Below are 17,966 nucleotides of genomic sequence, written 5' to 3' on the forward strand. Positions count from 1 at the left end.
GCCTGCCTGTCACGCAGGAGATCGCCGGTTCGACCCCGGTCGGGACCGCCATTTTATATAAAGAAAAGAACGAAACAAATTGTTTCGTATTTTTTTATTTGTTTTAACAAAAAACTAATAAAGACAGTCAAACTATCCTTAGGACAACTCCTAAGGACTTTTTTATATATTCAAAACCTGTATAATAAAGAGCAGAGAACATTGTGAGTAAAGTAGGTGAAGTCTGTGAGCAAATATGAAGTAACAACAAAATCTTCTGCGGAAACACAAAGGTTATCAGAAAAACTAGGTGAACTCGTAGAGACACAAGATGTAATTATTTTAGAAGGAGATCTTGGAGCTGGGAAGACGACTTTTACAAAGGGGCTAGCAAAAGGTCTTGGAGTGAAAAGAGTTGTAAATAGTCCTACCTTTAATATTATTAAAGAATATAAAGGAAGATTACCACTATATCATATGGATGTGTATCGCTTAGCAGAAAGCGAAGAGGACTTAGGCTTTGATGAGTATTTCTACGGTGAAGGAATTACGGTAGTGGAATGGGCTCATTTAATAGAAGCATATTTACCGAATGAAAAGTTACAAATTAGTTTATTCCATGCGGGAGATGACACAAGAAAAATTATACTCGAGCCAATTGGAGATCGCTATATTAGATTATGTGAGGAGCTATTACAAGATGAAAGTACTAGCAATTGATACTTCAAATTACGTAATGGGTGTATCCCTTATTGAGGAAGGAAACGTGATTGGGGAAATTATTACAAATTTGACGAAAAACCATTCTGTACGTCTTATGCCAGCTGTAGAGCAACTGTTAAAAGAATGTGGTGTAAAACCGAAGGAATTAACTAAAATCGTAGTAGCTGCTGGACCTGGATCATATACAGGTGTTCGCATAGGCGTGACAGCGGCAAAAACATTAGCTTGGTCACTTCAAATACCAATTGTAGGTGTATCAAGTTTAGAGGTAGTAGCTGCAAACGGTGCTAACTTTAATGGATTAATTTGTCCTTTATTTGATGGAAGACGTGGGCAAATCTATACTGGATTATATACATATGAAGGAGAGCAGTTAACTTCAATAGAAGAAGACCGAATTATTCTTATTGTGGACTGGTTGCAAATGTTAAAAGATAAAGGACAGCCTGTTTTATTTATCGGTAATGATGTTAAATTGCATAAAGAAACAATTATAGAACATTTAGGTGATCAAGCTGTATTCGCTCCTTTTACTAAAAATAATCCAAGACCAAGTGAGCTAGCATTCTTAGGATTACAAAAAGAAGAACAAGATGTGCATACGTTTGTTCCAAGCTATCTTCGTTTAGCTGAAGCTGAAACAAAGTGGTTGGAAAGTCAAAACAAGTAGGGGCCTTGCAGAAGATGGATATGATATTTAGAAAGATGGAACTTGATGATATTGCTCAAATTGTAGCTATTGAAGAAGTATCTTTTTCAACTCCTTGGACTGCAGATGCCTTTCACCGTGAAATAACGATGAATGAACATGCACATTATATTGTGTTAGAAAAAGATGGTCGTGTAATCGGATATTGTGGATTGTGGATAATTATTGATGAATCACATATAACAAATATAGCTATTTTGCCAGAATACCGAGGTCAAAAATTAGGAGATGCCTTATTGAAAGCAGTTATTTCAGAAGCGAAAGAACTAGGAGTAAAAACAATGACGCTTGAAGTACGTGTATCAAATGAAGTAGCAAAGCAGTTATACAAAAAATACGGATTTCAAAATGGTGGAATTCGTAAACGATACTATGCAGACAATCAGGAAGATGGTCTTGTAATGTGGGTGAATATATAATGGAAAAAAATACGATTATACTGGGGATTGAAACGAGCTGTGATGAAACAGCGGTAGCGGTTGTTAAAAATGGAACGGAAATTATTGCGAATGTCGTTGCATCACAAATCGAAAGTCATAAACGTTTTGGCGGGGTTGTACCAGAGATTGCATCCCGTCATCATGTAGAAGAAATTACAGTTGTGTTAGAAGAAGCTTTAAAAGAAGCAAATATCACATTTGATGATATTGATGCAATTGCTGTAACAGAAGGGCCTGGTTTAGTAGGAGCACTTCTAATTGGGGTAAATGCAGCGAAGGCAGTAGCTTTTGCACATGATATTCCGCTAGTCGGTGTTCATCATATTGCTGGTCATATTTATGCGAACCGTTTAGTAAAAGAAGTTCAATTCCCGCTATTATCACTTGTTGTATCTGGTGGGCATACAGAACTTGTTTATATGAAAGAACATGGTTCATTTGAAGTAATTGGTGAAACGCGAGATGATGCAGCTGGAGAAGCATATGATAAAGTAGCTCGTACGTTATCTATGCCATATCCAGGTGGTCCGCATATTGATCGTCTTGCACATGAAGGAGAACCAACAATTGATTTGCCTCGTGCATGGCTAGAACCGAATTCATATGATTTTAGCTTTAGTGGATTGAAATCAGCAGTTATCAACACTGTGCATAACGCGAAACAACGTGGTATAGAAATTAAACCAGAAGATTTAGCGGCAAGTTTCCAAGAAAGTGTAATAGATGTACTTGTAACGAAAGCAGCTCGTGCAGCAGAAGCTTATAATGTAAAGCAATTACTTCTTGCTGGTGGAGTAGCTGCTAATAAAGGACTTCGTGCGCGATTAGAAGAGGAATTTGCACAAAAAGAAAACATTGAACTAATTATTCCACCGCTATCTTTATGCACAGATAATGCAGCAATGATTGCAGCGGCAGGGACAATTGCGTATGAACAAGGCAAGCGTGCAACATTAGCCTTAAATGCGAATCCAGGATTAGATATTGAAGCATAGTTATGCACATAATTAACCACAGCTTGTGGATAAAACCCATATTATCTGTTGATAATGTGGGTTTTGTTGTGTATATGAATTGTTGATAACTTTTTTATTAGTTGTGGATAATGTGGAAAAGTTGTTTTAGTAGCTATTTTATAAAGGTGGATATGTGTATAAGTTTGTGGATAAACTAGATGAAGTCTGACCTTTGAATATATTGTTTTTCGGGAAATAAAAAGTAAGAAGATATCCCTGAAAAACATTTTGAAATATCCCTCCATTATAGAGGGTGCTGATATTGTCAATCCTTGTCGGTAAATCGATATTTCGTGTCGAATCGTTTATATATATAGGGTTACGATAGATGTATTTGAAAAATGGTTGATATATTCCGAGTTACCATTGATATATTCAAAAAATTATTTATGTACTTAAAGAAAAAAGATGTCACATAGTCAAAAATCATGACTGATGAGACATCTTCCTTATTTAAATACTCTTATACATGTAGCTCTTCCCACTCTGCCATACACGTTTCAAGTTGTTCTTGTAGCGTTTGTTTTTTAGTTGTAATTTCACTCGCTTTTTCATAATCTGCATATATTTCTGGTAAGCAAAGTTGATCTTCTAACGTAGCAATTTCTTCTTCTAAGTTTACGATGTTTTGTTCTAGTTCTTCAATTTTTCGAGTGCGTTGACGTTCTAATTGTTTACGCTCTTTTTCTTCGAGATAATTTAATTTTTCTTGAGCTACAGTTTTTTGAACAGGTGCCTGATTTTCTTGCTGTTCTTGTTGTTCAAATGCTGCGCGTTCAATCATTTCATTTTTCTTCTCCACATAGTAATCGTAATCCCCTAAATATTCCTGTGCACCTTCTGTTGATAACTCAACCACAGTCGTTGTTACACGGTTAATAAAGTAGCGGTCATGTGAGACAAATAGAAGAGTCCCTGGATAATCAATTAAAGCATTCTCTAAAATCTCTTTACTATTTAAATCAAGGTGGTTCGTAGGCTCATCCAGAATTAATAAATTTGACTTTTGCATCATAAGTTTCGCAAGAGCTAATCGAGCTTTTTGTCCACCACTAAGGGAAGATACTGGTTTCAGTACATCATCTCCTGTAAATAAAAAGTTCCCGAGTATAGTACGGATTTCTTTTTCAGGTTGCAGTGGATATTCATCCCATAGTTCATTTAAAACCCGTTTAGAAGATGTTAAGTTTGCTTGTTCTTGATCATAATAACCAACAGATACATTTGATCCGAAAGAAACATCGCCATTTAATAGTGGTAACTTATTCACAATAGATTTTAATAATGTGGATTTCCCAATTCCGTTTGGACCAACTAAAGCAACACTATCTCCGCGAGTTAAGCGCATAGTTACGTTTTCAATTATAGGGTCCTCATCATAGCCAATGGTTGCATCCTTTACTTGTAAAACATCATTTCCACTTTGCTTTTCAATATCGAAGTGGAATGATGCTGACTTAGAATCACCTAATGGTCTCGTTAATAATTCCATTCTGTCTAGTTGTTTACGGCGACTTTGAGCACGTTTCGTTGTAGAGGCGCGAGCTATATTCTTTTGAACGAAGTCCTCAAGTTTTGCGATTTCATCTTGTTGTTTTTCGTAACGTTTCATTTCTTGCTCATATAATGCTGATTTTAAGTCTAAATATTTACTGTAGTTACCAACAAATCGTCTGCTTTCTTTATTCGAAATTTCATATACTTGTGTAACGAGTTTGTCTAAGAAATAACGGTCATGTGAAACGATTAATATTGCGCCAGGATAACCTTGTAAATATTGCTCAAGCCATGTTAATGTTTCGATGTCTAAATGGTTTGTAGGCTCGTCCAAAATAAGTAAGTCTGGTTTTGTTAATAATAATTTCCCGAGAGCTAATCTTGTTTTTTGCCCACCGCTTAAAGTAGAAATCGTCGTCTGGTGCGTTTCAACTGGGAAGCCAAGGCCGCTTAAAATGGAGCGAATATCCGCTTCATATTGATATCCACCTTGATCTTTATAATTGAGTTGCAATTGGTCATAATCAGCTAACAATCTTTCATATATAGCTTCGTTTGAAAAGTTTTCTTCTTTTCCCATTTCTTGCTCAAGCCTTCGAAGTTTTGTCTCCATTTGCTGTAAGTGGGTAAAGACGGTTAGCATTTCATCCCAAATTGTTAAAGACGTTTCTAGGCCGGTATTTTGAGCTAAATACCCGATTGAGACATCTTTCGGTTTTATAATTTCGCCACCATCATGTGATAATTCACCAGCGATAATTTTTAATAATGTAGATTTTCCAGCTCCATTCCTTCCAACTAATGCGATACGATCTTTTGTTTGTACTTCCAATTTTATGTTTGCAAGAATTGTTTCTGCACCGTATAATTTCGAAAGTCCATTTACTTGTAATAAAATCAATGTTTTCACCTCAAATAATTTCTTAACTTTGCCATGTTTATATTTCTCAATCATACTAAAAATAGTGTATAGTTTAAAATAAGAGAGAATACTTCTTCTCTTTATTATACAAGGAATTTAATGAGTGCTAAACTTCTGTATTTGATTAAAGTATATGAATAAAGATAGGAAGAGAGGAGAGGTCATATGGATCAGCAAAAGATTCCACAAGCCACTGCTAAAAGATTGCCTCTATACTATCGATTTATCCAAAACTTATCTCTTTCTGGTAAGCAGCGTGTTTCATCGGCCGAATTGAGTGAAGCGGTAAAAGTAGATTCCGCAACAATACGAAGAGATTTTTCGTATTTTGGAGCGTTAGGGAAAAAGGGATACGGATATAACGTAAATTATTTATTATCATTTTTCCGCGAAACACTTGATCAAGATGATATAACGCGTGTAGCACTTATTGGAGTAGGTAATTTAGGGACCGCTTTCTTACATTATAATTTCACGAAAAACAATAATACAAAAATTGAAATGGCATTTGATGTTAGTGAAGAGAAAGTTGGAACAGAAATCGGGGGCATTCCTGTATACCATTTAGATGAATTAGAAGAGAGATTATCAAATGATATACAAGTGGCAATATTAACAGTACCGGCTACAGTAGCACAAGCTGTAGCAGATAGATTAGCTGAAACGAGCGTGCATGGTATTTTGAATTTCACACCAGCACGATTAAACGTATCAGAGAATATTAGAATTCATCATATTGATTTAGCTGTAGAGTTACAAACATTAGTTTACTTTTTGAAAAACTATCCACAATAAAACGCAGAGGAAGCGACCTCTGCGTTTTATTATTGTTTCTTCTTTGTGAATTTAACTAATATAAGGCGAAGTGCCAAATTAAAATCAATTGTTGCCATAACTGCAAATAGTATTGTCCACACATTCCAGATTGTATCTGTCACGTTCGTAATGGCGAAGCGTGTAAAGATACATCCAAGAAGGAAGTATAGTGCAGCCATGAACAATGGTGAGTTTCTCATACAAAAAATCCTCCGATAAAGCCTTGCATTTTTTCAGCTTCTTTAATCATTTCTTGAATTTGCTCATTGCTCATAAAAATTTGCCCAATAGCGACTAATGTATTCATCGCAACATGAGCTGCAATCGGAACGATAATACGCTTCGTCTTCACATATAAGAAGGCGAATACGAGCCCCATAGCAGTGTATACCAATAAGTGAGTAAAATCAAAATGGATTGCTGCAAATACAAGCGAACTAATGATAGCTGCAATAAAGAAGTTAAACTTCTTATAAAGTGTACCAAATAAAATTTTTCTAAATACGATTTCTTCCAAGATAGGTCCGATTATAGATACGACAATAAGGAACCAAGGTGTCGTTCTTGCAATTTCCATCAGTTTCATTGTATTTTCTGAACCTTGTTTAATTCCTAGCAGCTGCATCTCGATCATACCGGCAACTATTTGTGAAAAGAAAGCCAAGAAGAAGCCGATGAAAATCCATCCAATAGTAGCTGGAACAGAAGAGCGCATTGCATCTAAATGCCTGTCACGAATGTCTGTTCTAAGTAACCAAAGAACGATGCATAATGCAACAAAGAAGCTAATAATCGCCCAGTGTCCCGTTATGATTTGTCCTTTTTCCTCCATGGTAAATCCTCTATTATCATAGAGTCCTGTTTTTAGGAGAAGTGGTAATCCAACAATTCCAGATAACTGCATTAAAATGTATGTAACGATAATCCACCAGTATTGTTTCTTCAAATAGTTTAACCATCCTTTCTAACTCTAGTGTATGAGATGAGGTAGGATAACATGTAAATATGTTATCTACGATATAAACTTTCATTCGAATTATGATTTTTTTGTAAATCCGTATTTGAAATTAAAGTAGGAGACAGGAAAAAGTTGTACGTTTAGCGAAAACAACTTAGGGTGTCTTTCATATTGTAACATACGAGTAGGGGAAACAACGATTCATATAGTAAAGGCAGTATTCTATATAGAAAGTTTATATAGTAATTTGCGAAAAAATTATGATTTTTTTACTTGCAAAAGAAATTGAGATTATTTATTATTATAAGTGTGTTAGCACTCGGGTGACTTGAGTGCTAATAAATAAAATTTACATAACAAAATGAGGAGGTTATTGTTCATGCTAAAGCCATTAGGTGATCGCGTTGTAATTGAGCTTGTTCAAGCAGAAGAAAAAACAGCAAGTGGTATTGTATTACCAGATACTGCAAAAGAAAAACCACAAGAGGGTAAAGTTGTTGCAGTAGGTACTGGTCGAGTGCTTGAAAATGGTGAGCGTGTTGCTTTAGAGGTAGCAGCAGGTGATCTTATCATCTTCTCAAAATATGCAGGTACTGAAGTGAAATATGAAGGTACAGACTACTTGATTTTACGTGAAAGTGACATTTTAGCAGTTATCGGTTAATTATATAAATCTTAAAAAATCCAAGGGGGTCAATTATTATGGCAAAAGATATTAAATTTAGTGAAGAAGCACGTCGTTCGATGCTTCGCGGTGTCGACACTCTTGCAAACGCAGTAAAAGTAACACTTGGACCAAAAGGTCGTAACGTTGTACTTGAGAAAAAATTTGGTTCACCACTTATTACAAATGATGGTGTAACAATCGCAAAAGAAATCGAATTAGAAGATGCATTCGAAAACATGGGTGCGAAATTAGTAGCAGAAGTTGCTAGCAAAACAAATGATGTAGCTGGTGACGGAACAACAACTGCAACTGTATTAGCGCAAGCTATGATTCGTGAAGGTCTTAAAAACGTAACAGCTGGTGCTAACCCAATGGGTCTTCGTAAAGGTATCGAAAAAGCTGTTACTGCTGCAATTGAAGAATTAAAAACGATTTCTAAACCAATCGAAGGCAAATCTTCTATCGCACAAGTAGCTGCTATTTCTGCAGCTGACGAAGAAGTAGGTCAATTAATCGCTGAAGCAATGGAGCGCGTTGGTAACGACGGCGTTATTACTTTAGAAGAGTCTAAAGGATTTACAACAGAATTAGACGTAGTAGAAGGTATGCAATTTGATCGTGGATATGCATCTCCTTACATGATTACTGATTCTGATAAAATGGAAGCAGTTCTTGATAACCCATACATCTTAATTACTGACAAAAAGATTTCTAACATTCAAGAAATCTTACCAGTATTAGAGCAAGTGGTACAACAAGGTAAACCACTTCTTATCATTGCTGAAGATGTAGAAGGCGAAGCTTTAGCTACATTAGTAGTGAACAAACTTCGTGGTACATTCAATGTAGTAGCTGTTAAAGCTCCTGGATTTGGTGACCGTCGTAAAGCAATGCTAGAAGATATCGCAATCTTAACTGGTGGCGAAGTAATCACTGAAGAATTAGGTCGTGACTTAAAATCTGCTACAGTTGAATCTTTAGGACGCGCTGGTAAAGTTGTTGTTACAAAAGAAAACACAACTGTAGTTGAAGGTATTGGAAATACAGAGCAAATCGCAGCTCGCATCGGTCAAATTCGTGCGCAATTAGAAGAAACAACTTCTGAATTCGATCGTGAAAAATTACAAGAGCGTCTTGCGAAACTTGCAGGTGGCGTAGCAGTAATTAAAGTCGGTGCAGCAACTGAAACTGAGTTAAAAGAGCGCAAACTTCGCATTGAAGATGCACTTAACTCAACTCGTGCAGCAGTAGAAGAAGGTATCGTTGCAGGTGGTGGTACTTCACTTATGAACGTATACACGAAAGTAGCTTCTATCGTAGCTGAAGGCGACGAAGCAACAGGTATCAACATCGTACTTCGTGCACTAGAAGAGCCAGTTCGTCAAATCGCAATCAACGCTGGTCTAGAAGGATCTGTAGTTGTAGAGCGTCTAAAAGGCGAAAAAGTAGGCGTTGGTTTCAATGCAGCTACTGGCGAATGGGTTAACATGCTTGAGTCTGGTATCGTAGATCCAGCTAAAGTAACTCGTTCTGCACTTCAAAACGCAGCATCTGTTGCAGCTATGTTCTTAACAACTGAAGCTGTAGTAGCTGACAAGCCAGAGCCAAATGCACCAGCAATGCCTGACATGGGCGGCATGGGCATGGGCGGTATGGGCGGAATGATGTAATAGTAAAGTTATTTAAATTCAGTGGATATACTGTTTTGGTATAACTAACTGCTCGTTATGCTTTTAATATAAAATCCCTCCATTATTATTGGATAATAATGGAGGGATTTTATTAATTTTTTATGCTTTTAAAAGTTGATAAAAAAATTGATGGGAGAAATAAATAATATGAAGTATGAAATTGATTGGAATAAATTACTTAATGAGACAAGACTGAAGTATAAAAAGTGTGGTAAATCGAATATGGTACAACAAGAAATTGAGGACGATCCGGATGGAATTTTAGAGCATAGAAATCAATTTGAACGAGATTATGACCGAGTGATGAGTTCTTCTTCGTTGAGAAGGTTACAAGATAAAGCGCAGGTATTCCCACTGCAGGAAAGTGATTTTATTCGAACGAGATTAACTCATTCTATGGAAGTATCGGCAATTGCTCGTTCATTTGGGATGTGGTTGGAAAAATGGTTGAGCAAGAAAGGTGAAATCTCTCAGGAGGACTTTGGTAAAATCCCAGCAATGTTGGCAACTGCAGGGTTAGTCCATGATATTGGGAATCCCCCATTTGGACATTATGGTGAAGATGTTATCAAAGCTTGGTTTACAAAGTATTTTGAGGAGAATGATGTTGATTTAGAAACTGAACAAAAAAGTGATTTTCTCAATTTTGATGGTAATGCTCAAGGATTAAGAGTTCTTACAAGATTGCAATTTTTGAATGATCAATGTGGAATAAATTTTACGTATGGAACTTTATCTGTGCTTATTAAATATCCATGGGATTCCGCAGATGAGATAGCTAAGGAGAAACAAAAATTTGGTTATTTTCAGCAAGATAAAGAATTAATTAAGGATGTAATTGAAGAAACTGTGGGCACTCGTGTGCGTGGTACTCGAAATCCGTTAACCTATTTTCTTGAAGCTTCAGATGATATTGCTTATTTGGGAGCGGATGTAGAGGATGGGGTGAAAAAAGGGTTAATACCTTGGGAAAAAATCTTTGAAGATGAAATTGCGAATGAAGAGAGTGAAATCTATAAAGCATATACCGAGGACATTAAAGAATTAAAGCAAAAGCATGACAGGGCAAAACAAAATCAATTCCCAGATTTTGTTTTAACTAGTGTGCAAAATTTCAAAGTATGGGCACAAGGACAAATGATTCGTGAAGTTAAAAAAGAGTTTATAGGGAATTATGACAACATAATGAATGGGGTTTATGGCGAAGAAGGGTTATTAAATGATAATCAAAAAGCAAATCTTTTAAATAAATTTTTATTTGATTTATTAGTTAAATACTGTTTTGCTAGTAGGGAAGTACTTTCTCTCGAATTGGCTGGTGATTCGGTTATAACAGGATTGTTAAATGTTTTCGTGAAAGAATGTATAATGAATGATTTGGATTTTGAAAAAAATCATAAAGATAAAGCTAGAAAATTAATGAGAATGATTTCTAACAATTTTATCTTTGTTCATTTATTAAATGACGATTATGAGAATCCGCAAATGGACAAAAAAGTTAATGATTTGGATGCATATTCTAGATTGCTTTTAATTACTGATTTTATTTCAGGAATGACGGATTCTTATGCGGTTGATTTGCATCAGAAATTAAAAGGTGTTAAAATACGTTAAATACCATTTGGAGATGAGATGATTAGATTATGAATAAAAATCTAGAAATCAGAAATGAATTTTTTAGAATCCTGTCTAATCGCCCAAACGCAAAAAAATTAATATCCTCTTTAGATGAAAATGCTGAGTTGCTTTTATTTGGAGGCTGTATTCGTGATTACTTAGATAATCGTTTTTCACAGGTACCTAGAGATTTTGACATTGTTATAAATACTCGAGGGTTAAATGTTGAAGAATATGTTTTTGGTTTTGAGAAAATAAGTTGTAAGAAGAATAAATTTGGTGGTTATAAAATTCTAGTTGACAACTTAAAGTTTGATATATGGGAACTTGACAAAACTTGGGCATTTAAGGAACGAATTATCGAGTTTAATGAAATAGCAGATTTAAATAAAACGGTATTTTTAAATATAGACTCTATATTTTATAACCTTAATACAGGAGATCTTTATGATGAAGATTTTCGTAATGCGATTGCTAATAGTGAATTGGATATAGTCTTAGATAAAAATCCATATCCTGAACTGAATTTAGCAAGAGCATTTAGATATAAAAACAAATATAACCTGAAATTTTCTGACAAATTGAATGATTTTATCGTTACTTGGATGAGAGATTTTGATAGCAAGCACGAAGCTACCAATATCCTGAAGGAAATTGAGTTAAAAAGATATAATCAATCAACAGTTGATTTGTCTGTATATTAGATAAAAATAAGCCCTTATTTATTAAATAAGGGCTTATTTTTATCTAAAAGTTAGAATTTAATGCATTGTAAAACTAATTTCTGTAGAATTTTGTCGCTTTCTCTCTTGACCATATTGATACTTCATTGTTAGAATCTAGGAAGATAATATAAAACGATCCTTCATATATCCTCAATGATATGGTTTGAGAGTCTCTACCGGGTTACCGTAAACAACCTGACTATGAAGGCAGTGTGTCTTATATTTATAAAGAGCGGAGACTATCTTTCTTTATAAAGCCAGACCCCTGCCTTTTCTTTGTTATGAGACTAGAGGCGGAGGACTGGCTTTTTTTATTATATTGGTAATGCTTTTCGCCAAATTGGTGAAAATATTTATATACGAGAACTAACGTTGGGGTGATTATTTTGAAGAAACAACACGATACAATTATCGTTTTAGATTTTGGAAGTCAATACAATCAGTTAATAGCACGTCGAATTCGTGAGTTCGGTGTATACAGTGAACTTCATCCACATACAATTACTGCAGAAGAAATTAAAGCAATGAATCCAAAAGGGATTATTTTCTCTGGTGGACCAAATAGTGTATACGGTGAAGGTGCATTACATTGTGATGAAAAAATCTTTGAACTAGGTTTACCAATCTTCGGTATTTGTTACGGTATGCAGCTTATGACGCAACACTTCGGTGGTAAAGTAGAGCGTGCAAATCACCGCGAGTACGGAAAAGCTGTTCTTAAAGTAGAGAACGAATCAAAACTATATGCGAACCTTCCAGAAGAGCAAGTTGTATGGATGAGTCATGGTGACTTAGTAACTGGTTTACCTGAAGGATTCGTAGTAGACGCAACAAGTGAGTCTTGCCCAATTGCTGGTATGAGCAATGAAGCGAAAAACTTATACGGTGTACAATTCCACCCAGAAGTACGTCACTCTGAGCACGGTAACGATTTAATTAAAAACTTCGTATTTGGCGTATGTGGTTGTTCTGAAGGATGGAACATGGAGAACTTTATCGAAGTAGAATTAGAAAAGATTCGTGAAACTGTTGGAGACAAAAAAGTACTATGCGCACTTAGTGGCGGTGTAGACTCTTCTGTTGTAGCAGTATTAATTCATAAAGCAATCGGTGATCAGTTAACATGTATTTTCGTTGACCACGGCTTACTTCGTAAAGGTGAAGCAGAAGGCGTTATGAAAACATTTAGCGAAGGCTTCCATATGAACGTTATTAAAGTGGATGCACAAGAACGTTTCATGAACAAGTTAAAAGGTGTAGAAGATCCAGAACAAAAACGTAAAATCATCGGTAACGAATTCATTTACGTTTTTGATGATGAAGCATCTAAATTACAAGGTATGGACTTCCTAGCACAAGGTACACTTTACACAGATATCGTTGAGAGTGGTACAGCAACTGCACAAACAATTAAATCTCACCATAACGTGGGTGGACTTCCAGAAGACATGCAGTTCAAATTAATTGAGCCTTTAAATACGTTATTTAAAGATGAAGTACGTGTATTAGGATCTGAACTAGGAATTCCTGATGAAATCGTATGGCGTCAACCATTCCCAGGTCCTGGTCTTGGTATTCGTGTATTAGGTGAAATCACAGAAGAGAAATTAGAAATCGTTCGTGAATCTGATGCGATTTTACGTGAAGAAATTATTAAAGCAGGATTAGACCGCGAAATCTGGCAATACTTCACGGCGCTTCCTGGTATGCGTAGCGTAGGTGTTATGGGTGACGAGCGTACTTATGATTACACAGTAGGTATCCGTGCAGTAACATCTATCGACGGTATGACAGCTGACTGGGCACGTATCCCTTGGGACGTATTAGAGAAAATCTCTGTACGTATCGTAAACGAAGTAAAATACGTTAACCGTATCGTGTATGATGTAACGAGTAAGCCACCAGCAACTATTGAGTGGGAATAGTATTTATAAAAAGGTCCATCTATTGCTTATGCATAGGTGGATCTTTTTTATTTTGGTGTTAATACGAACAAAACTATAAAAGTTTATAAAAACGTTCGTTTTTAAATTGACAAAACTACTTCGTCGAGTTAATATGATTATGTAATTCAAACAAAAAGTGAATATTATAGCCGTCGTATAATATCGGGGATATGGCCCGAAAGTTTCTACCTAGCTACCGTAAATGGCTTGACTACGAGGCGTTTGTATAAAGATGAGGGGAAACTTGTCTTTGTTTATAGAACGCTTCCATGTATATATGCAATGGAAGCCTTTTTTATTTCTCGGGATAAAAGAGGGCTAGGAGAAATACGGCGAGTAATCATATAACGGGGGAAACGTAAGATGAAACGCTATTTTCAGTTTGATGAACTCGGTACAAATTATAAAACAGAGTTCATAGCAGGGTTAACGACATTTCTATCTATGGCTTACGTACTATTTGTCAATCCTGCTACGCTGTCGCTTGGAAATGTTAAAGGGTTACCAGCAGGTACAGGGATGGATCCAGGTGCAGTATTCGTTGCTACGGCATTAGCGGCAGCGATCGGTTCGTTAATTATGGGTATTTTCGCGAAGTATCCAATTGCTTTAGCGCCAGGTATGGGAATTAACGCGTTCTTTGCTTATACAGCAGTGTTAACGATGGGGATTCCATGGCAAACAGCAATTGCCGGAACATTAATGTCAGGTATTATCTTTATTATTCTTACTGCTTCAGGTATTCGTGAAAAAATCATCAATGCAATTCCATCGGAGTTAAAGTTTGCAGTAGCAGCAGGTATCGGATTATTCATTGCATTTCTTGGATTCCAAAATGCCGGAATTATCGTGAAAAATGATGCAGTTCTTGTTGGGTTGGGGGACTTAACAAAGGGCACAACGTTACTAGCAATCTTCGGGGTTGTTACGACAATCATCTTCATGATTAAGAAAGTGAATGGTGCAGTATTTTACGGTATGATTCTTACAGCGATCTTAGGAGTGGCAACAGGATTAATTGATACTCCGAAAGCTGTAGTGGGAGCAATACCGAGTCTAGAACCAACGTTCGGCGTGGCGTTAACGCACTTCGGAGATATTTTTACAGTTCAAATGGGGATTGTTATTATAACGTTCTTCTTTATCGATTTCTTTGATACAGCAGGTACGCTTGTAGCGGTTGCGAATCAAGCTGGATTAATGAAGAACAATAAATTACCACGTGCAGGAAAAGCATTATTTGCAGATGCGATTGCGACTGTAATTGGTGCGATCTTGGGTACATCAACAACAACGTCTTACATTGAATCGTCTGCAGGGGTAGCAGCAGGAGGACGTTCTGGATTTACAGCAGTTGTAACAGCAGGATTCTTCTTACTGGCACTATTCTTCTCGCCATTACTAAGTGTTGTAACGCCAGCTGTAACGGCACCAGCTTTAATTATTGTAGGAATATTGATGGTTTCTTCCTTAGGGGAAATTGATTGGAAGAAATTCGAGATTGCAGTACCAGCATTCTTTACAATTATCTCTATGCCACTTACGTATAGTATCGCAACTGGGATTGCGATTGGATTTATCTTCTATCCAATTACAATGGTTGTGAGTGGTCGTCGTAAAGAGGTTCATCCGATTATGTATGTTATGGGAGTTTTATTCGTACTATATTTCATCTATGTTCGTAAATAAAAGGGGTTTTTTAAAAGGTCTAGACTTAAGGGGAGTCTAGACCTTTTTTGCGTCTTCAGAAAATCTTAAGGATTTCCGAGCGTTTTTCTTCAGAAGTTTTCCTATAATAGAAGTTAGGGATTAAAAAAGTGATGGGGGAGATATTGTGGCACACGAAACAATACTTGTCGTAGATGATGAAAAAGAAATTCGGAATTTAATTACAATCTATTTAAAGAATGAAGGATATAAAGTATTACAAGCAGGGGACGGAGAAGAAGGGCTACGTTTATTGGAAGAAAATGAAGTGCATCTAGTCGTATTAGATATTATGATGCCGAAAGTAGATGGTATTCATATGTGTATGAAAGTAAGAGAATCGAAAGAGATGCCTATTATTATGCTTTCTGCGAAAACGCAAGATATGGATAAGATTTTAGGATTAACAACAGGAGCAGATGATTACGTAACGAAGCCCTTTAATCCATTAGAGTTAATTGCACGAATTAAATCTCAGTTACGCCGTTATATGAAAATGAATGGTTTTGCTATTCAAAATGAGGACGAGCTAGAAATTGGAGAGATGAAAATAAACATCTCGACCCATAAAGTTATTGTAGAGGGAGAAGAAGTGAAACTAACCCCGAGGGAATTTTCAATTTTAGAATTGCTAGCTAGAAATCCAGGTATGGTGTTTAGTGCGGAGCAAATTTATGAAAAGGTGTGGAACGAACGATCTTTCCAGTCTGATAATACTGTAATGGTGCATATTCGAAAAGTACGTGAAAAGATTGAGGAGAATCCAAGGAAGCCTAGATATATAAAAACAGTATGGGGAGTGGGGTATAAGATTGAAAAAGATATTTAATCCTTTTACTTATATAAGGAAAATAAGAGAATTAATTGAGAAATTAGTAAAGAGCGTACGAAAGAGTATAAGGATTCAATTGATTACTACTTTTGCTGCTTGTGCCTTATTAGGGCTTTTGTCAGCAAAGGCAGCAGCGCCGTTTTTTGAGAATGCGAATCGTCAAGCAACTATCGATTATCGGGCTGGTATGGAACAAATTAATCACCAAGCTCAAGGAGCGGCAAATAGTTCGGTTCATGAAAATAAATTAGAAGCTATATCAAATATGATCGAAATGGAAAACCAAAATTTAGAGCAAGGGTCTAGAGCTTTGAAGATATTGGTTACTGATGAAAGTGGTAAAGTTTTATATAAAACAAAGCAAGCGCAAGAAGAGCAAATCGATTTGCATAATACGATTCGTAATGCAGCATCATTCGCGATTAATTATACAGATGGTAGAAATGTATTTGAAAGTACAAGAAAAGAGTTTATATCTTTTTCACCTATTACTATTGAAGGAAAGAATTTGTACATGTTTGTTAGCGGAATTCCAGAGGGAGAGGTAATATATGACACGCAAGAAGGACCATTCCCATTTTTAATTGGTGTCCTTGTATTCATCTTCTCTTTCTTCTATATAACAAAGAAAAAGATGAAGCAGATTGAAGCAATGGCAGAAGGTGTAAAGGAAATAGAAAAAGGAAACTTAGCGTACCGCATTGAGAAGAAAGGTGAAGATGAGATTGCGTCTTTAACTGAGAATATTAATAATATGGCGGAAGAGCTTATGAATAATATAGAAAAGGAACGTAAATTAGAGAAGCAGAAGAATGAGCTTATTACGAATGTATCTCACGATTTACGTACACCGCTGACTTCTATTATGGGTTACTTGCGATTACTTAGAGATTCTAAATATGAAAATAAAGAACAACATGATGAGTATACGAGAATTGCTTTTGCAAAGTCGGAGCAGTTAAAGAATTTAATAGAAGATTTATTTGAGTATACGAAGTTAACAAATGAGCAAGTTATATTAGAAAAACAAGAGGTTTGTATAAATGAGTTACTCGAGCAATTAATAGAAGAGTTAGTGCCGCAGGCAGAAGAGCATGGACTTACGTTTGTTAAGAAGTTTCCTGAGGAACGTGCTTATGCATCGATTGATTCGGAAAAGATGGTTCGTGTATTTGATAATTTACTAATGAATGCGATTAAGTATAGTAAAGATGATGGGGAGATAAAAGTTTCTCTTCAAAGGCAGCGCAGGGATATACAAATTGTAATTGCGAATCATAGTGAAGAGTTTACGAGAGAAGAGTTAGTGAATTTGTTTGAACGTTTCTATAAGAAGGATCAATCTCGAAGTAGAGTAACAGAAGGTTCTGGACTCGGGCTTGCGATTGCGAAAAGTATTGTTGAGTTACAAGGTGGTAGTATTCGAGCTGAATATGAGGAGGGTATTATTCGATTTATCGTCTCTTTACCTATTATAGAAAAATAATAAACGATAGCGTGCTACATGATAAAAAGGCTTATTTTAAAAAGAAATAAGTCTTTTTATATTTTTTTAGAAAAACATATTGACGATTGGAGTTTAGAGGTGTAGTATTATACGAGTCGCTGATGACAACAACGTCGAAAGCGGCAATCGAAATAAAAAACTTAGTTGACATTACAAAATAGAAATGTTAACATAAGGAAGTCGCAAATGAGCGACCAAGTAGTTCTTTGAAAAC

The 17,966-nt window shown here is 36.0% G+C and carries 16 protein-coding genes and 2 riboswitches; of the genes, 13 read left to right on the forward strand and 3 right to left on the reverse strand.

The window, feature by feature from the left end; genetic code table 11:
* The first annotated feature begins 225 nt into the window (after positions 1-225).
* Genes tsaE through tsaD form a run of 4 tightly spaced genes read left to right on the forward strand, consistent with a single transcriptional unit; the run spans position 226 to position 2,846 of the window.
* Entirely contained in the window at positions 226-699 is a 474-nt protein-coding gene (gene tsaE, locus IBT51_RS26615; RefSeq protein ID WP_200458881.1) for a tRNA (adenosine(37)-N6)-threonylcarbamoyltransferase complex ATPase subunit type 1 TsaE, read from the forward strand.
* Positions 680-1,372, forward strand: coding sequence for a tRNA (adenosine(37)-N6)-threonylcarbamoyltransferase complex dimerization subunit type 1 TsaB (gene tsaB, locus IBT51_RS26620; RefSeq protein ID WP_016083765.1), 693 nt, complete (start codon positions 680-682; stop codon positions 1,370-1,372). The genes tsaE and tsaB overlap by 20 nt, the downstream gene beginning before the upstream one ends.
* A 14-nt stretch (positions 1,373-1,386) precedes the next feature.
* Complete coding sequence (gene rimI / locus IBT51_RS26625) at positions 1,387-1,830, forward strand: ribosomal protein S18-alanine N-acetyltransferase (RefSeq protein WP_029441459.1); 444 nt, start codon at positions 1,387-1,389, stop codon at positions 1,828-1,830.
* Positions 1,830-2,846 carry a tRNA (adenosine(37)-N6)-threonylcarbamoyltransferase complex transferase subunit TsaD gene (gene tsaD, locus IBT51_RS26630; protein WP_000414595.1) on the forward strand — a complete coding sequence of 339 codons (1,017 nt, stop codon included), beginning with the start codon at positions 1,830-1,832 and terminating at the stop codon, positions 2,844-2,846. The genes rimI and tsaD overlap by 1 nt, the downstream gene beginning before the upstream one ends.
* Before the next feature lie 484 nt (positions 2,847-3,330).
* Here tsaD and IBT51_RS26635 read toward each other — a convergent pair whose 3' ends face one another.
* On the reverse strand, positions 3,331-5,265 hold the full coding sequence (locus tag IBT51_RS26635; RefSeq protein ID WP_217989926.1) for an ABC-F family ATP-binding cassette domain-containing protein: 1,935 nt from the start codon (positions 5,263-5,265) through the stop codon (positions 3,331-3,333).
* Between the two features lie 186 nt (positions 5,266-5,451).
* Here IBT51_RS26635 and IBT51_RS26640 point away from each other — a divergent pair, with 186 nt between their 5' ends.
* Positions 5,452-6,081, forward strand: a complete 630-nt coding sequence (locus IBT51_RS26640; RefSeq protein WP_000372699.1) for a redox-sensing transcriptional repressor Rex — start codon at positions 5,452-5,454, stop codon at positions 6,079-6,081.
* A 29-nt stretch (positions 6,082-6,110) separates the two neighbouring features.
* Here the strand turns inward: IBT51_RS26640 and IBT51_RS26645 are convergent, their stop codons facing one another.
* Positions 6,111-6,302, reverse strand: coding sequence for a YdiK family protein (locus IBT51_RS26645; RefSeq protein ID WP_001246204.1), 192 nt, complete (start codon positions 6,300-6,302; stop codon positions 6,111-6,113).
* Positions 6,299-7,048 (reverse strand): CPBP family intramembrane glutamic endopeptidase, encoded by a 750-nt coding sequence (locus tag IBT51_RS26650; protein WP_064531572.1) that lies wholly within the window; start codon positions 7,046-7,048, stop codon positions 6,299-6,301. Before IBT51_RS26650 ends, IBT51_RS26645 begins: the two co-directional genes overlap by 4 nt.
* 391 nt (positions 7,049-7,439) lie before the next feature.
* Here IBT51_RS26650 and groES point away from each other — a divergent pair, with 391 nt between their 5' ends.
* The 8 genes from groES (at position 7,440) to IBT51_RS26690 (ending at position 17,731) form a co-directional block, all read left to right on the forward strand.
* The gene (gene groES, locus IBT51_RS26655; RefSeq protein WP_000917311.1) at positions 7,440-7,724 is read left to right on the forward strand and encodes a co-chaperone GroES; all 285 of its coding nucleotides are present in this window, start codon (positions 7,440-7,442) and stop codon (positions 7,722-7,724) included.
* Positions 7,725-7,762: 38 nt separating this feature from the next.
* Positions 7,763-9,397, forward strand: coding sequence for a chaperonin GroEL (gene groL / locus IBT51_RS26660; RefSeq protein ID WP_001029992.1), 1,635 nt, complete (start codon positions 7,763-7,765; stop codon positions 9,395-9,397).
* 168 nt (positions 9,398-9,565) lie between these two features.
* Positions 9,566-11,032 carry a dGTP triphosphohydrolase gene (gene dgt / locus IBT51_RS26665; protein WP_048568268.1) on the forward strand — a complete coding sequence of 489 codons (1,467 nt, stop codon included), beginning with the start codon at positions 9,566-9,568 and terminating at the stop codon, positions 11,030-11,032.
* A 29-nt stretch (positions 11,033-11,061) separates the two neighbouring features.
* Positions 11,062-11,739, forward strand: coding sequence for a nucleotidyltransferase family protein (locus tag IBT51_RS26670; protein WP_048568267.1), 678 nt, complete (start codon positions 11,062-11,064; stop codon positions 11,737-11,739).
* Between the two features lie 141 nt (positions 11,740-11,880).
* Positions 11,881-11,982, forward strand: a riboswitch (purine riboswitch).
* Positions 11,983-12,146: 164 nt separating this feature from the next.
* Positions 12,147-13,685 (forward strand): glutamine-hydrolyzing GMP synthase, encoded by a 1,539-nt coding sequence (gene guaA, locus IBT51_RS26675; RefSeq protein WP_234465827.1) that lies wholly within the window; start codon positions 12,147-12,149, stop codon positions 13,683-13,685.
* 152 nt (positions 13,686-13,837) lie between these two features.
* A riboswitch (purine riboswitch) is annotated at positions 13,838-13,940 on the forward strand.
* 129 nt (positions 13,941-14,069) lie between these two features.
* Positions 14,070-15,395, forward strand: coding sequence for an NCS2 family permease (locus IBT51_RS26680; RefSeq protein WP_000833096.1), 1,326 nt, complete (start codon positions 14,070-14,072; stop codon positions 15,393-15,395).
* Positions 15,396-15,540: 145 nt separating this feature from the next.
* Entirely contained in the window at positions 15,541-16,242 is a 702-nt protein-coding gene (locus IBT51_RS26685) for a response regulator transcription factor (protein ID WP_000929891.1), read from the forward strand.
* Entirely contained in the window at positions 16,226-17,731 is a 1,506-nt protein-coding gene (locus IBT51_RS26690; RefSeq protein ID WP_200458880.1) for a sensor histidine kinase, read from the forward strand. Before IBT51_RS26685 ends, IBT51_RS26690 begins: the two co-directional genes overlap by 17 nt.
* The last annotated feature ends 235 nt before the right edge of the window (positions 17,732-17,966 follow it).

Origin of the sequence: Bacillus sp. S71 (assembly GCF_016625265.1) — a bacterium.
Lineage (GTDB): Bacteria > Bacillota > Bacilli > Bacillales > Bacillaceae_G > Bacillus_A > Bacillus_A cereus.

Coding starts and splice junctions, on each gene's coding strand:
- groL (WP_001029992.1), top strand. CDS start 7,763: ATGGCAAAAGATATTAAATTTAGTGAAGAAGCACGTCGTTCGATGCTT.
- IBT51_RS26680 (WP_000833096.1), top strand. CDS start 14,070: ATGAAACGCTATTTTCAGTTTGATGAACTCGGTACAAATTATAAAACA.
- rimI (WP_029441459.1), top strand. CDS start 1,387: ATGGATATGATATTTAGAAAGATGGAACTTGATGATATTGCTCAAATT.
- IBT51_RS26640 (WP_000372699.1), top strand. CDS start 5,452: ATGGATCAGCAAAAGATTCCACAAGCCACTGCTAAAAGATTGCCTCTA.
- tsaD (WP_000414595.1), top strand. CDS start 1,830: ATGGAAAAAAATACGATTATACTGGGGATTGAAACGAGCTGTGATGAA.
- dgt (WP_048568268.1), top strand. CDS start 9,566: ATGAAGTATGAAATTGATTGGAATAAATTACTTAATGAGACAAGACTG.
- IBT51_RS26645 (WP_001246204.1), bottom strand. CDS start 6,302: ATGAGAAACTCACCATTGTTCATGGCTGCACTATACTTCCTTCTTGGA.
- tsaB (WP_016083765.1), top strand. CDS start 680: ATGAAAGTACTAGCAATTGATACTTCAAATTACGTAATGGGTGTATCC.
- groES (WP_000917311.1), top strand. CDS start 7,440: ATGCTAAAGCCATTAGGTGATCGCGTTGTAATTGAGCTTGTTCAAGCA.
- IBT51_RS26670 (WP_048568267.1), top strand. CDS start 11,062: ATGAATAAAAATCTAGAAATCAGAAATGAATTTTTTAGAATCCTGTCT.